This window comes from Streptomyces sp. HD (assembly GCF_028369295.1).
In the GTDB taxonomy this organism is placed as follows: domain Bacteria; phylum Actinomycetota; class Actinomycetes; order Streptomycetales; family Streptomycetaceae; genus Streptomyces.
On sequence record NZ_JAQMYP010000019.1, the window covers coordinates 49,567 to 74,035 of the forward strand.

Sequence of the window (24,469 nt, forward strand, 5' to 3'; positions counted from 1 at the left end):
CGATGTGGTCCCGCGCCCCTGAGGGCGTTGCCAAACCAGGCGTTAAGCACGACCGTTTCGCACCTGGGCGTAGCGGACGGCGCAGGTTTCGTACGACGGCAGCAGGCCCGCCCGTTCGGCCTCGGCCAATGAGGGCGCTTGTGCGTCCTTGGGGGACAGGACCGGCGTGATGTGCTCGGGCCAGGCGATGCCCAGCTCCGGGTCGAGCGGGTGCACCCCGTGCTCTCGCTGCGGGGCGTAGGCCGTCGAGCACAGGTAGGTCACCGTGGCGTCGTCCGTCAGGGCCATGAAGGCGTGGCCGAGGCCCTCCGCCAGAAACAGGGCGTGACGGCTGTCGTCGTCGAGGCCCAGGGCCTCCCAGCGGGCGAAGGTGGGGGAGCCGGTGCGGAGGTCGACCACGACGTCCAGGACGGCGCCGCGCAGACAGGTCACGTACTTGGCCTGGCCGGGCGGCACGTCCGAGAAGTGCACGCCGCGCAGTACGCCCCGGCGGGAGACGGAGCAGTTGGCCTGGGCGAGGGGCAGGTCGTAGCCGGTGGCCTCGCGGAACTCCTCGCCGCGGTACCACTCGTGGAAGCTGCCCCGGTCGTCCGGGAAGACCTTGGGCTCCAGCGCCCAGGCGCCTTCGATGCCGAGGGACCGCATGCCGTCACCTCCGCCAGGCGCGGACCCGGGCGCGGAGCCGGGTGGCCGTGCGGCCCAGCGTCGTACCGAGCAGGCGTCGGGCCCTGCGGACGAGGTGTCGTAGCGCACCGGCGCGGGGCTGTCGCACCACGCGCACTCCGCCGACGCCCGTGCGCAGGGCCAGCGGCAGCGCCAGGAAGCGGGGCCCGGGTGTGCCGAGTGCCGCTCGCCAGGTCCTCGCTGCCCGCAGGTCGGCCAGGGGCAGCACCGCCTCCAGCTGGGCCCCGGCGCCGTGCGGGGACAGCGTGGCGGGCACGTCCTGGGCGATGCCGGAGGAGGTGAGGCGGAGTGTCACCTCGGTGCCGCCGACGGGGACGTGCAGGGGGAGTGGGGCGCACAGCCGGTCGCCGGTGAGCGTGACGTCGTCCGGGCTGAGGGCGCCCAGGCCGACCCGGTGGGTCGCGCGGTCGACGTCCAGGGCGAGATGGGCGTGCGGTGCGGTCCAGTACGGCAGGACCACGTGGCCGCCCGCGAGACCGGCATGGGGCGAGGGCCGGTCCTGCACCGGAGCCGGGCCGAGGCGGCACTCCTTGGTCCAGCCGCCCAGCTTGACGCGGACGAGGGCGTCCCACAGGCCGGCACGGGTGAGCGCGGCCGGGTCCACGGTCGCCGTCGCGCGCAGCACCAGCCGGACCTGGCCGGCGGCGCCGGGTTCCGGCACCTCCTCCCGGGCGAACTCCACCTGCTGGAAGTACTGGGCGGCACTGGCGCGCTCGCGCAGCAGGAGGTCCGCGGTGGCCTTGTCGAACCGGGCCACGGTGTCGGCGCCGACCCAGGCGATGGCCGCGGCCAGGTCCTCGGGCGGGCCGTCGAGGGGGGTACGGGCCTTGTCGGCCGCGAACGTCATCGGCTCACCGGCGCACGTGTACTCGGCGGTGAAACCGATCCGCAGCGTGCCGTCCTCCCACACCACGCCCTCGGGGACGGCCGTGAGCGCGATGCCGTCCTCCCACTCGGCGAACGCCTCGACGTCGTCGTACCGGTCCGCCGTGAGCAGCGCGGCCACGACCTGCTGCGTCGGCTGCAGTCCGGCCGCCACGCCGGGCCCGAAGCGCTCCACGACGACCTGGTGGATCTCCGCGAACAGATCCCGGCGCCAGTCCGCCGGCATCGCGAGGAAACGCCGCCCGCGCATCCGCTCGACCATCTCCACGCGCAGCCACCGCCGGAACAGCCGGTCACGCAGGGGGCCCGGCTCGGTGTACCGCTCGACGACGTCCAGGGCCTCCCGGAGGTTCTTGAAGTAGCCGCTCGGGTCGAAGCGCTGGAAACCGGCGTTCGAGGCGTCGTCGCGTCGGACGTGGTAGTAGCAGACGTAGTCGCTGAGCACGGAGACGTTGGCCGCGCGCAGGTACGCCTCCGTGACGAAGACGTGGTCCTCCAGCCGCCGTCTGCCCTCGGGGAAGCGCAGGCCGATGTCGTCGAGGAAGGCGCGGCGGAACATCTTGTGCGGGGTGAGGCTGTCGATCAGCGGCGCGTTCTCGACGGTGGCGTGCGGGTGGTTGCGGCGGAACAGTTCGACGGGCACCGCGCGGCCCTTGCCCGCCATCTTGCCGACCACGACGTCGGCGCCGTTGGCCACGCCGTAGTCGTACATCCGCTCAAGGGCCTCGTCACCGAGGTGGTCGTCGTTGTCGACGAACATCACGTACTCGCCCCGGGCGGCGGCGATGCCGATGTTGCGGGGCTTGCCGGACCAGCCGGAGTTCTCCTGGTGGACGACGGCCACCCGGGGGTCCGCGGTGGCGAGCGCGTCCAGCAGCGCGGGCGTGTCGTCGGTGGAGCCGTCGTCCACGAAGATCACTTCGTACTCGTCCGGCGGCAACGACTGCCCGAGCAGCGACTCGACACAGCCCTCGATATAGACCCCGGGGTTGTACACCGGGACGACGACGCTGACCTTGACCGGCATGCGGGTCCCAGCCCCCTAGGGGTCGCTGTGCGTTTGCGCCAGATTACGGTGCCCGTGGCGTGATCCTAACCCTGCCACGGCATTTGTCCACCGCTCAACCATGGCGTGCCCGGCGCGGCGAACTCCCCGCGGCTAGCCTGACGGCGTGCGTCTGCTGCTGATGTCCGACACCCATCTACCCAAGCGTGCCAAGGAACTGCCGGCCGCGCTGCTCGCCGAACTCCCGCGCGCCGACGTCGTGTTCCACGCGGGGGACTGGGTCGACACGGCCACGCTCGACCTGCTGGAGAGCCGCTGCGCCCGGCTCGTCGGCGTGTACGGCAACAACGACGGACCGGACCTGCGCGGGCGGCTCCCCGAGGTGGCGTACGTGGAACTCGGTGGTCTGCGCTTCGGCGTGGTCCACGAGACCGGCGCCGCCCAGGGCCGCGAGGCACGCTGCGCCGCCCGCTTCCCCGACCTGGACGTCTTGGTCTTCGGGCACAGCCACATCCCCTGGGACACCACCGCCGCCTCAGGCCTGCGCCTGCTGAACCCCGGCTCCCCGACGGACCGGCGGCGCCAGCCGCACTGCACCTACCTGACCGCCACCCTCGGCGAGGGCCGTCTCACGGACGTGGAGCTGCACCGGCTGCCGCCGCGCTGACGGCGTACCAGCCGTAGAAGAGCCCCGGACAAGCCGTGCAACAAGAACCGGGCCGCTCCGCGAATAGGGAAGCGGCCCGGGCGCTGCGATGCGCTGTCATGGACCTCCTTCCCGCTCTGAGGCTCTGCTTCGGAGGCACGTAGGCCTCCGCTGTAGCGGCGACTACCCTGTCGCGGCCGCCTTACACGCCGTGACGCACCCTGCTCGCGACCACTTTCGGCCTACTTCCGGCAGGCCCGCCGCCACCGCAGCACCCGGGCCACCACCAGCACGCTCAGCACGGCCGCCACCACCGCGGCGGCGCGCTTCGCCAGCGGTATCCCGGCCGTGCGGACCAGGTCGAGGGGCTCGTCGGGCTCTGCCTCGGCCACCATCGCACTTCCGGCCGGTTCGGCCAGCCGCTGCGACAGACACGTGGCGAACTGCCCGACCAGCCGGTCACCCACCTCGGCCATCACCCCGCGCCCGAATTGCGCCGGACGCCCGGTCACCGTCAGATCGGTGCGCACCGACACGGCCGTACCGCCGTCGTGCTCGCCGAGCGTGCCGGTCACCGTCGCTCGTGCGGTGCCCTGCCCGCGCGTCTCCCGGCCGCTCGCGATCAGCACCAGGCGGTGCGCCGTCTCGTCCTGCTCCTCGAAGACCGCGGTGCCCTTGTACGTCACGGTGATCGGACCCACCTTGACCTTCACGGCGCCGGTCACCGTCTTGCCGTCGTACTCCTCGACGCTCGCCCCGGGCATACAGGGCGCGACGCGCTCGATGTCGAGGAGCGTGCGCCAGGCCTCGTCGACCGGGACGGGGACGGTGAACTCGTGGTGCAGCTCCATGGCTTCCTCCAACCGGCTGCTACGACGATGGATGGATCGCGGAGGGATGGATCGCGCCCGCCGTGGCCGTCAGCGGGACACCCGTGCCGCCCCACCGCAGCGCGACGATCTCCGCGGCGACGGACACGGCGACCTCCTCGGGCGTACGGGCCCCGAGGTCGAGCCCGACCGGGGAACGCAGCCGGGCCAACTCGCCCTCGCGGAGCCCGGCTTCGGTCAGCCGCCGCATCCGGTCGTCGTGCGTACGGCGGCTGCCCATGGCCCCGATGTACGCCGCCGGGCGCCGCAGGGCCTCCTCCAGCAGCGGCACGTCGAACTTCGGGTCGTGGGTGAGGACGCAGATCACCGTGCGCTCGTCGGTGTCGGTGCCGCTCAGATAGCGGTGCGGCCAGTCCACGACCACCTCCACCCCCTCGGGGAAACGCTTCGGCGTGGCGAAGACGGGGCGGGCGTCGCACACCGTGACCCGGTAGCCGAGGAAGGCGCCGATGCGGGCGACGGCGGCCGCGTAGTCGATCGCGCCGAAGACCAGCATGCGGGGCGGCGGCGCGAAGGAGTGCAGGAAGACGGTGACCGCGTCCTCGCGGCGCTCACCGTGCGGGCCGTAGTGCCTGAGGCCGGTGGCGCCGAGGGCGAGTTCACCGCGCGCGTCGGCGGTGACCGCGACGTCCAGGCCGGGCGTGCCGAGGGTGCCAGCCACCCGCTCCGGCCACACCGCGAGAGCCGCCCCGCGCGGCGCGGGCCCGTCGGTCACCGTCGCCACGGTCACCGGACGGCCCGCCGCGACCGACTCCGCGACCTCGGCGAAGGAGGGATCCGAGGCGGCCGTGACCGGACGCACGAGCAAAGTGATCTCGCCGCCGCAGGTCAGCCCGACCGCGAACGCGTCCTCGTCGCTGTACCCGAAGGTCTCAAGCCGCGCCTCCCCGCTCGCCACCACCTCCTGCGCGAGCTCGAACACGGCCCCTTCGACACAGCCGCCGGACACACTCCCCACGACCTCGTCGTCGGGACCGACGGCCATCGCGGCCCCTGGATCGCGCGGGGCGCTGCGGCTGGTGGCGACCACCGTGGCGAGCCCGAACGGCGCGCGGGCCGCGTACCAGCCGGCGAGCGCCGGGAGAATGTCACGCATACTCGTGGGCACCTCCTGGTGAGGTTGGCCGAGGGGCTCATGAACTGCGTTTCAGCAGGTCGGGCCAGGTGAGGTCGGTGGTCGATCTTGGAGGGTGAGCCGGAGGCGGTTCGGCGGGAACGGTGCTATCGGCAGTATCGACCTTGCGGAAGCGAAGAGCACCTGCGCAGCTGTGACGAGGTACCGGGGCGCTTGTCGATCGATGATTGAAGCCACCTGGCGCACTGGCCCTGAGTCGATCGAGTCGGCTTTACCAAGAAAAGCCGCATCGGGGGAAATGATCAGAGTTATGGCGCCATACTCTCCTCAATCTCGGCATCGCCGATGAGGGGGAGGCCGCGCCATGAAAGAACCTCGTGCAGAACCGGCCCGCAACGGAGACTTGGGTGTGCCTGGTCCGTCAGCCGTGGTCCGCCGCTCGATCCCGCGTCCAGGCTAGGCCGCGGCGTGCCGAGGCGGAACGGCGGTAGCGCCTTTACGGGTGGCGCGGAGGCCTCAGATTCTGCCGCTTCCGACGGCCCCGCGGTGCAGGGGGTCGGCCGGGAGGCAGAGCATGCTGACGCTTCCGGCAGCGCCCGGATGCCCCCTGCCATCACGCTCCCCAAGGGCGGTGGCGCGGTGCGCGGTATCGGGGAGAAGTTCTCGGCCAACCCAGTCACCGGCACCGGCTCCCTGACCGTCCCCCTCCCCGCGACCCCGGGACGATCCGGCTTCGGTCCGTCCTTGTCCCTGACCTACGACTCGGGAGCGGGCCACGGGCCGTTCGGCCTGGGCTGGAGCGTGGGGCTCCCGGCGGTCACCCGCAAGACCGACAAGGGGATGCCGACCTACGACGACGCCCGTGAGTCCGATGTGTTTCTGCTGTCTGGTGCCGAGGACCTCGTGCCGGTCCTCGGCGGGGATGGCCTCCCGGAGCGCCGGAGGCGGATGGTCGACGGGATCGCGTACCGCGTCACCCGCTACCGGCCCCGCATCGAGGGCCTGTTCGCCAGGATCGAGCGATGGACCCACACCGGTGACGGCACCAGTCACTGGCGGTCGATCAGCCGGGACAACATCACCACCGTCTACGGGAGGGACCGCACCTCCCGGATCGCCGACCCCGCCGATCCCGACCACCGGGTGTTCAGTTGGCTGATCTGCGAGTCGTACGACGCGTTGGGCAACGCCATCGTCTACGGCTACGTGTCCGAGGACGACCGGAACGTCGACCGGACGGCGGCACACGAATGCGACCGGCCGGATGCGGGACGTACGGCGAACCGCTATCTGAAGTCCGTCCGGTACGGCAACAAGGTCAGCAGGCTGGCCGATCCGCCGCCGGAGCGCGACCCGGCGGGCGGCTGGCACTTCGAGCTGGTCTTCGACTACGGCGACCATGCTGCGCTGCCACCTCCGGGAGAGGCGCCCGAGCCCGGCCGGCAATGGCCGACGTCGGCGCCCAGGCTTCCCTGGCCCTGCCGCAACGATCCGTTCTCCACCTACCGGGCCGGCTTCGAAGTGCGGTCCTACCGGCTCTGCCGACGGATTTTGATGTTCCATCACTTCGAGGACGAGCCGGAGGTCGGCGCCGACTGCCTGGTGCGCTCACTGGCCCTGACCTACCGCGGTGGCAGGAGCGTCGACGGCACCTTTCAGCCCGGTGATCGGGCCGGTGCGGTGCTGGAATCGGCGACGCTGACGGGCTACCGCCCCGACGGAGCCAACGGCTATGTCTGCGAGTCGATGCCACCGCTGGAATTCACCTACAGCTCGGCGCAGTTCGGATCCGAGGTGCACGAACTGGATGCGAAGAGCGTGGCCAACCTTCCCGTCGGACTGGATGTGCCGCCTTTCCGCTGGGTGGACTTGGACGCCGAGTCGATCGCCGGGGTGCTGAGTGAGCAGAACGGCGCCTGGTTCTACCACCCAAACCTCGGTGAGGGCCGGCTGGGCCCTGTCCGCACCATGGAGTCGGCGCCGTCCACTGCCCTGTCCGGCGGCCGGACACAGCTCCTCGACCTGGCCGGCGACGGCCAGGTGGACCTGGTCAGTTTCGACGGCCCGGTACCCGGCTTCTTCGAGCGCACCACCGGCCGGGCCGGCTCTCCCGGCGAGGCGGCTCTCGGCGGGGTGCCGGACGGCGGCTGGGCGCCGCTGCGTACGTTCCGTTCGCTTCCCGCGCTGGACTGGGCCGACCCGAACCTGCGGTTCGCCGACCTGAACGGCGATGGGCACGCGGATGTGCTGCTCGCTCGCGGGGATGGGTTCGTCTGGTATCCGTCGCTCGGCGAGGAGGGATTCGGTCCCGGGATCCGCATTCCGGTTCCGGCCGACGAGGCGGCGGGACCACGGCTCGTCTTCGCCGACGGCATGACGTCCGTGCACCTCGCGGACATGTCGGGGGATGGACCGGTCGACCTGGTCCGGGTCCGCAACGGCGAGGTGTGCTACTGGCCGAACCTGGGGTACGGGCGCTTCGGGGCCCGGGTCGTCATGGACGACTCGCCCTTCTTCGACCGCCCGGACCTGTTCGATCCGAGTCGCCTCAGGCTTGCCGACCTGGACGGTACGGGTCCCACCGACCTCCTGTACCTGGGCTGTGAAGGGATCGAGCTCCACTTCAACCAGCTGGGCAACCGGTGGGCCGCGCCCCGACGGCTGCCGGCGGCACCGCCCGTCGACGACCTCGCCTCGGTGTCTGTGGTGGACCTGCTCGGCCACGGCACGGCCTGCCTGGTCTGGTCCTCACCGCTGCCCTCAGCCGCCCGTCGTCAGGTCCGCTACATCGACCTGATGGGGACCAAGCCCCACCTGCTGACCGGCATCCGCAACAGCCTGGGCGCCGAGACGGTGGTCAGCTACGCCTCCTCCACCAAGTTCTATCTGGCGGACCGGGCGGCCGGCACACCGTGGATCACACGTCTGCCGTTTCCGGTGCACGTGGTGGAGAAGACCGAGACCTTCGACTGGATCAACCGCAACCGGTTCGTCACCCGCTACAGCTATCACCACGGCTACTTCGACGGCACCGAACGCGAGTTCCGCGGCTTCGGCCGCGTCGACCGGTACGACACCGATCACATCGCCGCCCTGTCCCGCAGCGATCACTTCCCGGCCGACGACAACATCGATGCGGCCACACAGCTGCCACCGGTGAAGACCGTCAGCTGGTTCCACACCGGGGCGCAGACCGACCGGAAACGGATCTCGGCCTTGTTCGCCGACGAGTACTATCCGCCCGATGACCATGCGGTTCCGGGCACGACGCACTGGCTGCTCGACGACAGCCCACCACCGCAGCGACGGAAGGCACCGGGTGGCTCCCTCGCACCCGTGGACACGCTGGGGCCGGACGCCGAGCGTGAGGCGTACCGGGCGCTGAAGGGCCAGCTGCTGCGGCAGGAGGTGTACGCCCTCGACGGCACCGCCGACCAGCCGCACCCGTACACCGTCATCGAGCGCAACTACACGGTGGAGGTGTTACAGGACCCCCGTGACGGTCGCAGCGGGGTCTTCTCCGTCCACCCTCGCGAGACGGTCACCGTCAGTTGCGAGCGTGACCCCTCGGACCCGCGTATCGCGCACGAACTCGTGCTGGCAGTGGACCCGTTCGGCACTCCCACCCACAGCGTGTCCATCGCCTACGGCCGCGCTGTCCCGCCCGCACTGCCGGCGCTTCCGACCCGCACCCATGCGGTGCAGCAAACCACGCGGGTCACTGAGACGCGGACCGCTGTCACCGCCCTGATCAGCACCGAAGCCGATGACCCGCCCGCCGGCACGCCACGGGAAGCGGATGCCTACCGCACCCCGGTCCCGTACGACACTCAGATTTTCGAGCTCACGGGGACCGGTTTCGACACGGCGGTCCCGAAGCTCGGCGCGGACTGGCTCGGCAAGGTCCTGGGCGGCACGTTGCCCGCCGGCACCGCACGAAGGCTGCTCTCACGGACGCTCACCCGGTTCTGCGCCGACACCCTGGCGCAGCCGCTGGGTTGGGGGGTGGCGGGAGAGCGGGGCCTGACACATGAGGCGTACCGGATGCTGCTGACTGCCGCCCAGCTCGGCGCGGTGTTCGGCGCCCGGGCCGGAACCGGCCGGCTCACCGCTGCCGGCTACGTGCAGCTCGCCGATGCGCCCCCAAGCCTCCTGCCCGAGCCGGATGCCTGGTGGGCGCCGTCCGGGACCGTTCGCTATGCGCCCTCGGCAGCGACCGGCCCGGCCGTCGTGGCGGCGTACGCCCGTCGGCACTTCTTCGTCCCGCGCCGGTTTGTCGATCCGTTCGCCGCAGCGGCCGCCACCACTGATCCGGCGGGGGAGTACGCCACCTCCATCGACTACGACGCCTACGATCTGCTGCCGGTCGAGGTGACTGACCCGCTCGGAAACCGGATCACCGCCGGAGAGCGCAACGCCACGGACGTCCGCGTCGGGCTACGCCTGGACTACCGTGTGCTCGCACCGACGACGGTCACCGATGCAAACCGCAACCGCACCGAGGTCTGCTTCGACGCGCTCGGCCGGATCGCGGCGACTGCGGTGTGCGGCAAGCCCGAGGACGACACCGGTGACCGGCTGGACGCGGTCGCGGCCGATCTCCCCACCGCGACCGTCGAGGCGTTCTGGGCCGATCCGCTCGGCCGCTCGGCGAATCCCGACCTGGCCGCGTCGGCAAGGGCGTTGCTGGGTGCCGCGACGACGCGCTTCGTGTATGACGTCCACGCCTACGCGCGCGAGAGGAAGGCCACTGGTGGCATCCAGCCGCCCGGCGTGGCCACCATCGCTCGTGAGCGGCATGTGGGTGCGACCCCGGTGGGCGGCGGGGCACCGAGCGCACTGCAGGTGACCTTCGGCTATTCCGACGGCATGGGCCAAGAGGTGCAGCGCAAGCTGCCGGCCGAGCCCGACCCGCTCCTGTCCGGTCCGAAACCGCCGCGGTGGGTCGGCTCCGGCTGGGTCGTCCGCAACAACAAGGGCAAACCGGTCCGCCAGTATGAGCCCTTCTTCACCCCGAGCCACCACTTCGAATTCGCCGTCGAGGAAGGCGTCAGCCCCATCCTCTGCTACGACCCGGTCGGCCGGGTCATAGCCACCGTGCACCCGAACCACACCTACGACAAAGTCGTCTTCGGTCCCTGGCACCAGGAGACATGGGACGCCAACGACACCGCGCCCGTCCCGGATCCCGCGGCGGATCCCGATGTCGGCGCGTACATCGGCAAGCTGGGCCGGGACACGCACACGCCGACGTGGTACGCGCGGCGGACGGCCGGAGACCTCACCGTCTTCGGCGACCTTGCCGAGGCGGAGAACACCGCCGCGAAGGGGACGGAACTGCATGCCGGAACCCCGACCCTGGTCTGCTTCGACCCACTCGGCCGCCCGATCCTCACCCTGTCACGCAACCGCACCCCGGCGACGGCGGGGGTCGGCCCTACGGTGAGCAGCGAGCATCGCACCCACGTGGTGTGGGACATCCAGGGCAACCAGCTCGAAGTCCTGGACTGCGTCGACGGCGCCCCCGGCCTGACCACGCCGGACGCCGACCGCCTCGTCGCCCGCTACCGCTACGACCTGGCAGGCACCCTGCTGCGAGAAGAGAGCATGGAGGGCGGCACACGGCGCCAACTCGCCGATATCTCCGGCAAGCCGGTGGGCGTCTGGGAAGTGCTCGACACCGGCACGGGGGCCGAGCGTCAACTCGCCATGTTCTACGACCAGTTGCGCCGACCGATCGCCGTCGTCCTCGACGAGGGAGCGGGTGCGGGTGCGATGACGGTGGGGCGCACGCTCTACGGCGAGAGCGCGCAGTCCGCCGGGGGCAGCGACCCGGCCCTGGCGAACCTGCGCGGCCAGGTGTGGCGCGTCCACGACGACGCGGGCATCGTCACCCACACCTACGACGTGCAGGGCAATGCGGTCAGCACCGGCCGGAAACTGACCACCGACTACCACAACGTCATCGACTGGTCCGATCCGGCGGCGGTCGCCATGGACGTCACGACCTGGACCGGCCGCACCCGGTACGACGCACTCAACCGCCCCTACGAACAGACCCATCCGGACGGCACGCTCGTGCAGCAGACCTACAACGAGGCCGGACTACTGGAAGGGTTACGGGCGACCCTGGCGGGCGACGCGGCCGCCACGGCCTTCGTCAAGAACATCGACTACAACGCGCGGGGCCAGCGCACCGCCATCGAATACGGCAGCGGCGTCACCACCACGTACGCCTACGACCCCGACACTTTCCGGCTGACCGCGATGAACACCCGCCGACCGCCGACGTTCACAGAGGACCGGGCACGGCCGGACGATGCCCGGGTCGGCGTACAGAACCTGCGCTACGTGTACGACCCGGTCGGCAACATCACCCACATACGAGACGACGCACAACCAAGGGTGTTCCGCCTCAACACGGCCATCGAGGCAAGCAACAGCTATGCGTACGACGCGGTGTACCGCCTGGTCGAGGCCACCGGCCGGGAGCACCCCGGGATCACGAACGGGACTGAACCGCCCACGAGTTGGAACGATGCCCCACGGGCGAACCTGCCGAACGTCTCGGACCGCCAGGCGCTCGCCCGCTACCGGGATCGGTACTCGTACGATGCTGCCGGCAACATGACCCGTCTGGAACACCGAGGCACCGACCTGGCGCACGCGGGCTGGACACGTACATTCCGGTGCGAGGAGCGAAGCGCGTTCGCCCCTCCCTCGATACCCGGCCGGCCGCGTCCCTCCGCACCCCACCGCGACTACAACAACCGCCTTTCCTCCACACAGGTGGGTGCCGGAACTCCGGAGGAGTACGCGTACGACGCGCGCGGGAACATGCTCACTTTGGCTCCGATGGAACACATGGCTTGGGATTATCGTGACCGGCTACGGTCCAGCTCCCGACAGAAGGTGAACTCGGGCGTCCCGGAGACCACCTACTACGTGTACGACGCGGGCGGCGAGCGCGTACGCAAGGTCACGGACGGCTCGGCAGCCGATGCCGCTGACGCCAAACGCACCAAGGAGCGGATCTATCTCGGTGGTTTCGAGCTGTACCGCGAGTTCTCTGGCAGCGAGGAGTCGCTGATACGGACGACCGTCCACATCATGGACGGCGAACAGCGCATCGCCCTGGTCGAGACCCGCACGGACGACGCGATCACCCTGGACGACCCCGACCGCCGCGTAATCCGCTACCAGCACACGAATCATCTCGGCTCCGCCACTGTCGAGTTGGATCAGGGCGGCGCGCTGATCTCTTACGAGGAGCTTCACTCCTACGGCTGTACGGCGCTGTCTTTTGCGCGTGGCGGGGTGCCGCCGAAGCGGTATCGGTATACGGGGAAGGAACGGGATGAGGAAACGGGGCTTGCCTACCACGGTGCACGCTACTTTGCACCGTGGCTGACCCGGTGGATATCCCCTGACCCTGCCGGACACGCCACAGGATGCAACGCGTTCTTATATGTTCGCGCAAACCCGATAAAATTCCTCGACCCGAACGGCCTCCAAGAAGCCAAACCAATGACAGGCGCAGAAAGAGAGGCGTGGGACCTCGCCGAACGGAGCGGATTCGATAATCGATCCGTCGAGAATCTTATGGCCGTCTACGTCGAAGCCAAGATTCCTCAACAAGGGATACTGGTAAGAGATACCGCCGAGAGATACGCTACAGTTCGCGGATCCGCCTTTGCTGCGAACTGGGAGCATGGGAATTACGGATCAGCGATAGGGCATATTGCACCGGGAGTCATAGAGGCATTCGGGGCTTCCATTTTTGGAACGAAGATTTCGGATACCGCCAAGAACATTGCCAAAATGTATGCGCTCTCGGCGCTTCTCGGCTGGGCTGGGGCACGTTCAAATTCGATCTCCAACCGTCCGTCGCTGTATGTGCCGTCTCGCGGGCAAGCGCCAACGGCACCGCAGTCAACAAATCCTCCTCAGGCTTCAACGGGTCCACTCAAGGAGCCGACTGCACCCTCCGAACCCCCTAGTTCGCCAGCAGGCGGAGAACCCAATGCAACCCCCGAAAACTTCCAAGGAGCTCCCGCGCCGCAAACAGACTTTTATGGCACGAGCAACGGGAAGTTGGTGCCGGCCAAGACTCCGGGTGGAGTTCCAGTGCAACCGCATATAGCCGAACGAATGGGGAATCCACCTAAGGGGCGGAGGGAGGTTAGCGCATCCGAGGTTGACACACTGCTGGAACGCGGACAGTTCAAGAAGCTCGAATATGACATCTACGGCGAGAACGCGCCACCCGGATTGGTGGATCCGACCAATCCCGCCACCTGGCGACCTTCAGTGACGCTTGAAGTTCCGAACACTCCCGGTCGGCCACAAGTGGTCGTCAATCCAGAGACGGGGAAATTGGTCACGGTGATCGTACCCACGAAGACCCCACCCCTGCGGTAAGCAATTCAGTTTGGAGCGGAGAAGGTGCTTTATGGCTGACGCGATCCGGCTCAACAGCCGCGGGGACCACGTCCGACGCCTGCATGAGGATCTGGTCCGACTCGGCATCGCCGTACCCCGCTCGGAGATCGACGAAGCGGTGTTCGGCGTCGGCACCGCGGCCGCCGTGCGGCAGGTGCAGGTTTCCGCCGGGATCGTGGCGTCCGCGGTTGTCGACGCCGAGACGCGCGCGGCGATCGACGACGAACTGCTGCTGCTCGCCTATCCCACCCCCCGTGTGGAAGGGCGGCTGCTCACGGAGCGCGGGGCCCCGGCCGCCGACGTGGCCGTGGAGATGTTCCGCCGGACCCCTGGAGGCAGTGTCCGGCAGATCGCGGAGGCGGTCAGCGACAGCAACGGCTTCTACCGGATGGAATATCCACCGCTGGACGGCGCGGATGCCGTCGGCGCCTCCCTGGAGTTACGCCTCGTCGGCCCCCCACGGCGCCGCAAGATCCCCCTCAGCGCACCGAAGTTCGTCGGCGCGCGGCACGAGGTCCTCAACCTCGTCGTACCGGCCGCCCTGGCCCCCGCGCCGGAGTCGGAGTTCGTCCGGCTCAGTGCCGATGTGAACCGGGTGATCGGCGGGTTCGGTCCCCTCACACGCGTAGTGACCGACGGCGGGAATGGCGATCCGCCCATGGACGGGTCGGATCCGCTTGCCGCCGCCGCCCGGGCCACCGGGTGGGATGCCCGGATCCTCGCCCTCGGCGGCGTCGCCGCCCATCTCGCCGAGGCCAGCGGTCTGGAGCACGCCGCGGCCTACGCCCTGGTCCGCTACGGGCTGCCGACCAGTCCGGACGACCTCGCTGTGGCCGGCGCCGACGCGGTCCGGACGGCCCTGACCCGTGCGCGTAACGACGGTGTCGTCGACCTGTCCGACGACGCCCTGCGTTCCGCCACCGACACCTTTGACTCCTTCACGACTCGCAAGCGCCTGGACCGGCGGCCGACCGGCGGACTGTCCACCTACGGCGAGTTCCTGGACGCGGCCGAACTCGACGGCGCCGCGCGGCCCGGCGAGCCACGGCCCAAGCGGGATGCCTTCGACCGTGTCGTGGCCGAGCACGCCGGGGACCCGGCGAGGCTGTGGGCGGCGGCGAAGAAGGCGGGCATCGACGACCCGCAGATCCGCCGACTGCAGACCCAGGGCAAGCTCGCGGCACTCACCGGCCACAACCTCCCGCTGTCCAAACTGATCGCACGCGAGGTGCTGCGCGACGGCGACGATCCGAGCACGGCGGGCCTGCGGGCCCTGGTCCACGCGGATCTGCACAAGCCGGAGCGGTGGCGGTCACGCCTCGACGAGCTCGCCGGAGGCGATCCGGCGGACTCCGGCTTCGACGCACGCCTGCGTGCACTCGTGCCGCCGGCTTTCCGAGGCGAGAGGATGTCCGGCAAGGACGCGGCGGACGCCTACGCCCAAGACCTGGCCCGGCAAGTGCGGGTGAGCTTCCCGACCACGGTCGTCGGCCGGATGGTGGGCGCACGGGAGATTCCGCTCGGACCCGGCGGGGACTCCGTCGCCGATCACGTCGCGGCAGTCATCGCCAGGGCGGAGAGCCGTGGGTTCTCGTTCTCGTCGACACCGCTCGGACCGTATCTGCGCACCCATGGAGCGGAGTTGGTCGACGGGCTCGACGAGCGGACCGCCACGACCACTCTCGCCGAGTTCGAGCGTCTGCAACGCCTCTTTCAGATCTCCCCGTCCAACGAAGCCCTCGCCGTCCTGGCCAAGCTCCGCATTCCCTCGGCGCACGCCATCCACGCGTACGGCAAGCGCGAGTTCATCGCACGCTACGGACACGAGTTCCGGCCCGGCGAGGTAGAGGTGGTGCTGCGCTGGGTCGACCAGGTGGCCGCGACCGCCTACACGTTCTTCGGTGCCGCGCAGGCGCCGGGCCAGCCGTCGCTGTACGGGATCTCGCCGTCGGCTGCCCGCCGGGACGAAGTCACCCAGGCGCTGAAGCGGAAGTATCCCACCGTCGAGGACCTGATAGGCGAGCAGGACTTCTGCGCCTGTGAGCACTGCCGTTCCGTGCTCAGCCCCGCCGCGTACCTGGTGGATCTGCTGCACTTCCTCGACGTGCAGCGGGCGGGTGTCCGGCCGCTGGACGCGCTCCTCAAGCGCCGCCCTGACCTTGAGCACCTGCCGCTGTCGTGCGAGAACACCAATACGACGCTTCCGCTCATCGACCTCGCCAACGAGATCATGGAATACCGGATGGCGCACGGCGCGCTGGATGCCGGAGCGGCCCGCGACACGGGGCCTGCCGGCACGGCCGACCTTCTGGCGGAGCCCCAGTACGTCGAGCCGCTGGCGTACAGCAAACTGGCCGCGGACCGGTATCCGTTGACCGCGCCCTTCGACCTCTGGCTGGAGATGGTGCGCGGCTACCTCGGTCGGGCGGACACCGACCTGGCCGGGCTGCTGGACACGTTGCGGCGTACGGACGAGCTGCTCGCCCCGGACACCCTCCCGGCCATCGAGCCGCCCTACCGTCGTGCTTCGGTGTTCTTCGAGCAGCTGGGGCTGTCCCCGTCCGACGTCGCGGTCCTCACCGACGACGGGGAGCACGCTGCGTGGTATCGGCTCTACGGCTATGCCGATGCGCGCAGTGCGCGGCCCGCACTGCGCAGTGCGAAGACGCTCGCGCGCCGACTGGGTGTGAGTTACGTCGAGTTGGTCGCTCTCGTGCGCACCTGGTTCGTCAATCCGCACCTGGACACGCTCGCGGGGCTGCGCACCATCGGCGTCGAGCCGTTCGACGTCCTGCGCTACAAAGAGGCGCCCGGTGTGGCACCGTTCACGCCGACCGAGCGGGACGCCTTCGAAGCCCGCCTCGCCGCGGCGACGCAGCGGTACCACCGGGACGACTTCGACGCCGCCGTGTGGGTCGAGGATGCCTGGGCGAAGGGGCGGTTCGCCCAGGTTCTGGTGCTGGGCGACAGCGATCCGGGGTGCAGCTTCGAGCACACCCGGCTGCGGCTGATCGGCACCCCGGAGCCGCCCCCGGACCAGCAGGCGACCGACACCACCCTGGACGCGGCGTTCCTGCGCCTGAACCTGCTCGTACGGCTGTGGCGACGGCTCGGCAAGCCCCTGGACTCTCTGGACGTGTCCCTGCGCACCTTGCTGCCCGGCGGACGGGGCAGCCTGCTGCCCGGCGCGGGCCAGTCCCTGCCGGCCGGTTTCGGCGAGGCGCTGCGCACCGCGCTGATCTACCTGGCGCACACCGGTGAGATCGCCGACCGGCTCGGTGTCGCGGCCAACCGGCAAATCGACCTGCTCACCCTGTGGGAGCCCATGCCGACGGCCGGCCGCGACGCGACGTACGCCCGGCTGTTCCTGACGCCGCGCACCGGCTCCCCGCATCCGGTATTCGACCATCCGACCGGCGACTACCTCGCCGAGAGCACCAAGACGAGCCTTGCCTCGCAACGCCCGGCGGTGGAGGCGGCGCTCGGGATGACGGCGGCGGACATCGACGCCGTGCTGCAGTCCGTGGGGCGGGCCCCCGACGCGGCGCTGCTCACGCTGGAGACGGTCTCGCTGCTGTACCGTCACGCCCTGCTCGCCCGAGGGCTGCGCCTGCCGGTCCGCGAGGTGATCGCCCTGCGCGAGCTGACCGGGATCGACCCGTTCCACGCCCTGTACGACAAACCGGCGGCAGGAGCGACACCCCGGAGGACACTGCCGCTGCCCGGCGGTGCGAAGGGGGCCGGCGTGGATTATCCGCGCGTCGGCACCCTGGCCTTCCTCGACACCGTCGACGCCTTGCGGGCCGTCTCGATGACCCCTGCCGACCTCGGCTATGTGCTGCGGCACTCCGTCGACCCGCTGGGGCCCTACCGGTCGGACGAGACGGCGATCCTGCGGCTGGCGGCCGAGATCGCGGACGCGCTGCGCAGTCTGGCGGCCGAGCACGCCGCTCCCGAGGACGCGGCGTCCTTGACGGATGACATGGTGGCCCGTGAGCTGGGTCTGGTCCTGCCTGCGGAGCTCGCCGCCCAGGTGAGCGCGATGTGGCAGCGGCAGGTGAGTTACACGGCGACCAAGAGGGCGGTGCCTCGCGCCGAGCAGATCGACCCGCGGCCCTTCCAAGGCTTCCCGGAGCTCACCATCTCCTACGCACCGGATACCGGCAGCACCCCTGGCACCGGCACCCAGCAGGTGGCCTACCGCGGCGTGCCGGTGCCCGAGCGGATCGCCCGGATCACTGCTGCCGGCGCAGGTGCCGGCACCCTGCTCGGCGAGCTCCTCGCCCAGATCGTCCAGCAGAAAGAGCAGGCCCTGCTGCCACTCGGCCGACTGATCCACCCGGCGGACGTGGGGCCGCTGTTCCAGCCGCCGCCCGATCCCGACAGCGCGGATCCGGCCGTGCGGGCACAGGCGCTGCAGGCCTATGAGACGGCCCGTCGCGCCTACTTCGCCGGCACGATCATGCCGAGAATCCTTGCCGACGCGCGGCGGCGGCTCGTAGTTACGGCGCTCAGCAGGGCCCTCGCACCGCAGGCCGCCGGTGTCGCGCCCGCTCTCGTGGAGGGCCTGCTCACCGATCCCGTCCTGCTGGCCGAAGTGAGCGGGGGCACGCGCCGCCCTCTGGCCGACGTCTTTGCCGAGGTGGCGCAGGGCGGTTTGTCGGTCAGCGCATTGGACAGCGCCGGCGGCGGAGTGGCTGTTCCCGCGAATGCCGGACAAGACGCCACCACCGCCGGTATCGCGGGGGCGGCGCGCGTCGTTCTGGACGGGTATCTGGAGGTACCGCAGAGCGGTGCGTATGTGCTCGCGTTGTCCGTCGCCGGCGCCGGAGATCTGGGAGAAGTCCGGCTCGGCCCCAGTGCGGACCCCGTCCTGCAGGCTGTCGGCGCGCCCGCGCCCGCGGCGCCCGGCCAGGTAGCCGTGGACTTGAAGTCCGGCGTCCCTTACCGGTTCACGCTGACCGCGACGGGGAAGCGCGTGGGCGGGGCCCTCAGTGAGCTCAGCGGCCCGGTGTCCGTACAGGTTTCGGCAGACACGCTCCCGCTCGGTCCTCTCGGCCGGCTCACCCTGCGTCCGGCGGTCCGGCTTCAGGCCTTCGTGCGCGCCCACACGCGGCTGACCAAGTCCCTGATGCTGCTGCAGCGGCTCGCCCTGACCGAACGGGAGTTGCGGCACATCCGCCGCCATCCGGACGATTTCGATGCCTTCGACCTCGCCGCTCTTCCCACCTCCCCGGTCGGTGCTGCTGTCGCCGCCGGCTCCTTCCCGGCGCTGGGCAGGCTGTTCGGGTACGCCGGGCTGCGGTCGGAAATGGCGGGCGGCACCGACGAGTTGATCGATGTGTTCGAGCTGGCCCACCGCACCGTGCCCCACACGGTCGCCACGAGCGCCGCACAGGCGGAGGAGCTGGCCCTGGACGACCTGTGCGCGCGGGTGGCGGCCCTGACTCGGCGCGAGCGGTCGACGGTCGAGACGGTCAGGTCCGCTCTCCGGCTCGGCGTGGGTGTCACGCCCGTCGACGGCGGCTTCCGTATCGGCGCGCCCGGCGTCGGTAGCGGCATGCTGAGCTTCACCGACGAGCGCGGGGTGCGGCGGCTGTGGGACGCCCTCATGCTGGTCGAACGCCTGGGAATCGGCGCGGCGGCGGCGATCGGCGCGGCCACGCCCGCCCCGGACGCGGCGACGGCCCACAGCCTGCGCGATGCGGTCCGCGCCCGCTACGACCTGGACGCGTGGCGCTCGGTGGCGCGCGCGGTCAACGATCCGCTGCGCGGGCGTCGCAGGGACGCGCTCGTCGCCCACCTGCTGCATACCCTGGGGCTGGAGCGGGTCGAGGAGCTCTACGAGGTTCTGCTCCTGGACCCGGCGACCGAGCCGGTGGTGCAGACCACGAGAATCCGGCAGGCGATCGCCTCGGTCCAACTGTTCGTCCAGCGCAGCACATTGAACCTCGAACAGGACGCAGGAGTCCCGCCCGCCGCGATCGACACCGAGCAGTGGGAATGGAAGAAGCGGTACCGCGTCTGGGAGGCCAACCGGAAGATCTTCCTGTTCCCGGAGAACTGGCTCGTCCCCGAACTGCGCGACGACCAGACCCACCTGTTCACGGCGCTCATCGGTGCACTGCTGCAGGGCGACGTCACCGACCGACTCGCCGAGGATGCCTTCGCCACGTACGTGCGCGGGCTCACCGCGATCTCCCGGCTGGAGATCGTCAGTGTCTGGGGCGAGCAATACCCCGACGCACCGGAGCGGGGCGTCCTCCACGTCATCGGCCGCGACCACAGCGCGCCGCGCGCCTACTACTACCGTCGTCGCAGCCGCAGTGAATGGACCCCCTGGGAGCCGGTCGGTGCCCAGATCGATGGCGACCACGTCGGCGCCGTGTTCTACCGCGGACGGTTGCACCTCTTTTGGATCACCCCCGTGGAGAAGGGTAAACCGTCCAATACGACCACCAGCCTGGCAAAGCAGGCGCAGCAAGAACCTGCCACTCAACCGCTCACCACGGTGGACGTGCAGTTGCACTGGACGGAACTCGTGGCCGGCCAGTGGACACCTCGCGCGTCCAGCGACCCGCTGACCATCACCGGGCCGAGCAGCCTCCGGCTCGCCCCCGAACAGTTGGTGCTGTACGTCACCAAAGCAGGCGATGACAGCTCCGTGACCATCAACTTGGTGGGCGCCATGCCCGGTGTGCCCTGGGCCCGGGTCAAGTTCGTCTCGCGCAACGGACGCCCCGAGGTCGTGTCGGGCCACACCCTCTTCAAGGCCGACCCGTCCTTCCAGGGCGCGGTCTCCAGTTACGGCGCCGGTCTCGTCCCCAACTTCGACCCGTCCTGGTTTGCGCAGATGGGCATCAAGGCGGCGTCGAGCCAGATCTTCAAGCAGCCGTCCCCGTACGTCCTGACCAGCCAGCAGAACCCGCTGCAGGTCAAGCTGCCGACCCTGCCCGACTCCTCCACCCTGCCCCTGAGCCCTGATGTGTTGCTGTCGTACCTGCTCAAGCCGTTCTTCTGCGGGAACGAACGAGAGTCGCTGTTCGGGCTGCCGACCTTGACCCAGCGCAGCTTCGTCGAATACCAGGGCTCGTTCGGTGTCCCCAAGGCCCTGGGTATCGACCCAGTGGCCCAAGCACGCACCATCAGGGTCGAAGCGGCACTGCCCACGCAGAACCTGACCTTGACGACGGGCACACGCGTGGCGGCGGTGACCGATCCGATCGACGCGAGCGCCGTATTCTCCCTCTCCCGGTCGCCCGACTGGACCGCAGAAGCCGACGGCGTGGTGACCATCGGCAAGGTGGCGGTGGGCGCCGACGGCGTCCGGCCCACTCCACTGCCCCGCTCCCCTCGCGGCCTCCCCGGCCGCTGAATCCCCTGGTCCCGCTGGACAACGAGGAAGGGTCTCGTGCGATGGCCGACCCCGCATACCCGGGCCGTCATGTCAGGTCCGACCTGACAGAAATACGGCGTTGGACGGAGACCAGCCTGTCCTACACCTTCAGCCCGCATTTCCACCCCTACGCACCCGAGCTGCTGGAACGACTGATCGCCGACTCTGTGCGAGGGCTGCAGGACGCCGACACCGAACCGGCCGTGCCCCCCGTGAATCTCCCCAATGGAAAACCGCGCCCCAAGCTGTACCGGGAGTTGTTCAGCTCCAGCGGCGCCTATCAGCCGACCGAGCTGGTCCCCAAAGAATCATGGCCGGTCGCCGAATTGGACTTCTCCTCCACCGGCGCCTACTCGGTCTACAACTGGGAGCTCTTCTTCCATGTCCCCCTCACCATCGCGGTGCACCTCAGCCGCAACGGGCGGTACGCCGAGGCGCAACTCTGGTTCCACCACGTCTTCGACCCGACCACGGAAGAGCCCGGCGCCACACCCCAACGGTTCTGGAAGACGGCACCCTTCCGCACGACCGACGTCGAATCCATCGAGGACGTGCTCACCAACCTGTCCAGCGAGGCCGTCCCCGAGCTGCGTGAACGCACCATGGCGAGCATCGACGAGTGGCAGCGCAACCCATTCCGCCCGCACCTCGTCGCCCGGCTCCGGCCGTCCGCGTACATGCTCTACACACTCATGGCCTACCTGGACAACCTGATCGCCTGGGGCGATGCCCTGTTCGCCCAGGAGACCGGGGAGTCGGTGGCCGAGGCCACCCAGCTCTACATCCTGGCCGCCAATCTCCTGGGCCCGCGCCCCCAGGCGGTGCCGACAAAGGGCACGACCGCCACCCAGACCTACGCCACGCTGAAAAAGAACCGCCTCGACCCGTTCTCCAACGCCCTGGTGAAGTTGGAGACCGCCATCCCCTTCGACCTGTCCCCGCCGGGAGCCGCGTCGGCTTCGTCCGACGGCGCGGTGCGCTTCGGGGCACTCGGCCAGACCTTGTACTTCTGCGTGCCGCGCAACGACAAGGTGATCGGCTACTGGGACACCGTCGCCGACCGACTCTTCAAGATCCGCAACAGTCTGAGCCTGGCCGGCGTCTTCCGCCAACTCCCCACGTTCGACCCGCCCATCGACCCGGCCCTCCTCGCACGCGCCACCGCGGCCGGAGTCGACGTGGCGGCCGTGGTCGCAGGGGTGAACCAGCCCGCGCCGCTGGTCCGGTTCGCGGCCCTCGTCACCAAGACCGGCGAGCTGTGCCAGGAGGTCAAGAGCCTCGGCGGGGCGCTGCTGTCTGCAGTGGAGAAACAGGACGGCGAAACGCTGGCGGCACTGCGCGCCCGGCACGAGACCTCGGCATTGGAACTCGCGAAGAGCGTCCGCTACGCCCAGTGGCAGGAAGCCGTCAAGAACCGAGAGGCGCTGGAGGCCTCACTCGCCATCGCCCGCGCGCGCTACACCTACTACGAACGGCTGTTGGGTCGCCCCGAAGCCGAGATCACTTTCGAAGACGTCGGCGCACTCGACAACGCCGCCATGGATACCGGTCGTTTCACCGGGACCGAGCCCTCCGTCGGGCTGCGCCCGATGCAGGTGGACATCGACGCGTCCGCGAGGGCGGAGGGCGGAGGTCCGGCGGGAGGGAACAAGATCAGCTCGTACGAGGCGAAGGAGCTGGATCTCCTTGATGCCTCCCAGATTCTGCAAGACGTGGCAGCATTCCATGAGGCGGCCGGGGCCTTCCTGAACCTGATACCGACAGGGTCGATTTCCGGGGAGCCGTTCGGCGTCGGTGCCAGCATTTCGTTCGGCGGCTCCAATCTCTCGGGAATGATGACCGGGGCCGCAGCCGCAGCAAGGGGCGTGGCCTCCCGGATCGCGCATGAGGCCGGAAAGGCCGCGAAGATCGGCGGGTACGCACGGCGGGAACAGGATTGGATGTTCCAGAGCAACGCCGCCGCGGGCGACATCACACAGCTCAACAAACAGCTGCGCGCTGCCCAGATCCGCGAGTTCATGGCCGAACGGGAGGTGCACAACCACGACAAGCAGATAGACAAGGCCAGGGAGATCGAGACGTTCCTCGCCGGCGAGAGGCCCACCGGCAGGACCACCACGACGGCCTACTACGCGTTGCTGCGGCGCGAGGTCCGCGGGCTGTACAACCAGTGCTACGAGCTGGCCATCGACACCGCCCGCAAAGCCGAACGCGCGCTGCGCAACGAACTCGGCGATCCGACTTTGACGTTCGTCCGGCCGAGCTACCTCGCCGGCCCGGAAGGGCTGCTGGCGGGGGAGAAACTGCACCTGGACATCCGCCGCATGGAAGTCGCCCACCTCGACCTCAACCGACGCGAATACGAACTCACCAAGCACATCAGCCTGCTCCAGGCAGATCCGTGGGCCCTGGTGACGCTGCGGGCGACCGGCCGATGCACGTTCACCATCCCCGAGGAACTGTTCGACCTCGACACCCCGGGCCACTACTTCCGCCGGATCAGGTCGGTGTCGCTGAGCATTCCGTGCGTCACCGGCCCGTACACCGGCGTCGCCTGCACCGTCAGGCTCCTGCGCAGTCGCGTGCGGACCAGCCCGCTGCTCAAGGACGGCCAGTACGCACCGGTCGCCGAAGGTGAGGACCGCTTCCACGACCAACTCGGGTCCACCGAGGCAATGGTCACCAGCTCCGCAACCAACGACAGCGGCCTGTTCGACCCCGGCCCGGGCGACGAACGACTGCTGCCGTTCGAGTACCGAGGTGCGATCAGCGAGTGGCAGGTCGAACTGCCGGACGGCCCCCGGCCCTTCGACTACGACACCATCACCGACATCGTCCTGCACGTGCGATACACCGCCAGGGACGGCGGCCAGGCCCTGCGGGACCGAGCCAGCGCCCACCTGCGGGACCTTCTCACCAGGGGAGCAGCAGCGGGCTCGGTGCGGCTTCTCTCAGTGCGGCACGAGTTCCCGACGGCCTGGGCGCGGTTCGTCAGCAGTGAGGCCGGCAACGGGAGTTCGGCCAAGCACCCCAGGGCCGAGCTGAAACTTCCGCTGCGCGCGGAGCACTACCCCTTCTTCGCGGGGACCGGCCCGGCCCGGCTCACCAGCGTGGAACTGGTGGCCCGCTCGGCCACGGCCGAACAGCAACTGGTCCTGGTCGATCGCGCGTGGGACACGGACAATCCCGGCGACGAACAGGACAAGAAGACCCGAGCGGTGAGGCTGACCAGCCGCCCGGAGCTGAAGGGGCTGCTTCGTGGTGTTCTGCGCGACGACCCGGCCATTCCTGGGAAACGGGCTTGGGATGATCTACCGGAGCCAGTGGAAAGTTTCAGTTTATACTCTGAAAAAACCGATATGAAGGACCTCTTCGTCCTGCTGACCTGGAGCACGGGGGACTCGGCACTTTAGAGGACGCCTATCAGGTTGAACTCGCCAAGCCG

Annotated in this window: 8 protein-coding genes; 4 read left to right on the forward strand and 4 right to left on the reverse strand. The window is 69.7% G+C overall.

The annotated features are described in order from the left end of the window. Nucleotides 1-42: 42 nt before the first annotated feature. Nucleotides 43-645: a dTDP-4-dehydrorhamnose 3,5-epimerase gene (gene rfbC, locus POF73_RS19710; RefSeq protein WP_272117130.1), complete on the reverse strand. Its 603-nt coding sequence runs from the start codon at nucleotides 643-645 to the stop codon at nucleotides 43-45. Between the two features lie 4 nt (nucleotides 646-649). Beyond that, a complete protein-coding gene (locus tag POF73_RS19715; protein WP_272117133.1) occupies nucleotides 650-2,596 on the reverse strand; it encodes a glycosyltransferase family 2 protein in 1,947 nt (648 codons plus the stop codon). Between the two features lie 145 nt (nucleotides 2,597-2,741). Here POF73_RS19715 and POF73_RS19720 point away from each other — a divergent pair, with 145 nt between their 5' ends. Continuing rightward, nucleotides 2,742-3,242 carry a metallophosphoesterase family protein gene (locus POF73_RS19720; RefSeq protein WP_272117135.1) on the forward strand — a complete coding sequence of 167 codons (501 nt, stop codon included), beginning with the start codon at nucleotides 2,742-2,744 and terminating at the stop codon, nucleotides 3,240-3,242. Between the two features lie 221 nt (nucleotides 3,243-3,463). On the opposite strand, the gene POF73_RS19725 is transcribed toward POF73_RS19720, so the two are convergent. After that, nucleotides 3,464-4,072: an SRPBCC family protein gene (locus POF73_RS19725; RefSeq protein WP_272117138.1), complete on the reverse strand. Its 609-nt coding sequence runs from the start codon at nucleotides 4,070-4,072 to the stop codon at nucleotides 3,464-3,466. Between the two features lie 19 nt (nucleotides 4,073-4,091). Then, nucleotides 4,092-5,207 (reverse strand): XdhC family protein, encoded by a 1,116-nt coding sequence (locus POF73_RS19730; protein ID WP_272117140.1) that lies wholly within the window; start codon nucleotides 5,205-5,207, stop codon nucleotides 4,092-4,094. 579 nt (nucleotides 5,208-5,786) lie between these two features. Between POF73_RS19730 and POF73_RS19735 the strand changes: the two genes are divergently transcribed. Genes POF73_RS19735 through POF73_RS19745 form a run of 3 tightly spaced genes read left to right on the forward strand, consistent with a single transcriptional unit; the run spans nucleotide 5,787 to nucleotide 24,437 of the window. Next, on the forward strand, nucleotides 5,787-13,607 hold the full coding sequence (locus POF73_RS19735; protein WP_272117141.1) for a SpvB/TcaC N-terminal domain-containing protein: 7,821 nt from the start codon (nucleotides 5,787-5,789) through the stop codon (nucleotides 13,605-13,607). A gap of 31 nt (nucleotides 13,608-13,638) precedes the next feature. Continuing rightward, nucleotides 13,639-21,003 carry a neuraminidase-like domain-containing protein gene (locus tag POF73_RS19740; RefSeq protein WP_272117143.1) on the forward strand — a complete coding sequence of 2,455 codons (7,365 nt, stop codon included), beginning with the start codon at nucleotides 13,639-13,641 and terminating at the stop codon, nucleotides 21,001-21,003. A 41-nt stretch (nucleotides 21,004-21,044) separates the two neighbouring features. Then, complete coding sequence (locus POF73_RS19745; RefSeq protein ID WP_272117145.1) at nucleotides 21,045-24,437, forward strand: hypothetical protein; 3,393 nt, start codon at nucleotides 21,045-21,047, stop codon at nucleotides 24,435-24,437. Nucleotides 24,438-24,469 lie beyond the last annotated feature (32 nt).

Bases quoted from the DNA above. Each gene is read 5' to 3' on its own strand.
- POF73_RS19730 (WP_272117140.1), bottom strand. From the start codon at position 5,207: ATGCGTGACATTCTCCCGGCGCTCGCCGGCTGGTACGCGGCCCGCGCG.
- POF73_RS19735 (WP_272117141.1), top strand. From the start codon at position 5,787: ATGCCCCCTGCCATCACGCTCCCCAAGGGCGGTGGCGCGGTGCGCGGT.
- POF73_RS19745 (WP_272117145.1), top strand. From the start codon at position 21,045: ATGGCCGACCCCGCATACCCGGGCCGTCATGTCAGGTCCGACCTGACA.
- rfbC (WP_272117130.1), bottom strand. From the start codon at position 645: ATGCGGTCCCTCGGCATCGAAGGCGCCTGGGCGCTGGAGCCCAAGGTC.
- POF73_RS19715 (WP_272117133.1), bottom strand. From the start codon at position 2,596: ATGCCGGTCAAGGTCAGCGTCGTCGTCCCGGTGTACAACCCCGGGGTC.
- POF73_RS19725 (WP_272117138.1), bottom strand. From the start codon at position 4,072: ATGGAGCTGCACCACGAGTTCACCGTCCCCGTCCCGGTCGACGAGGCC.
- POF73_RS19740 (WP_272117143.1), top strand. From the start codon at position 13,639: ATGGCTGACGCGATCCGGCTCAACAGCCGCGGGGACCACGTCCGACGC.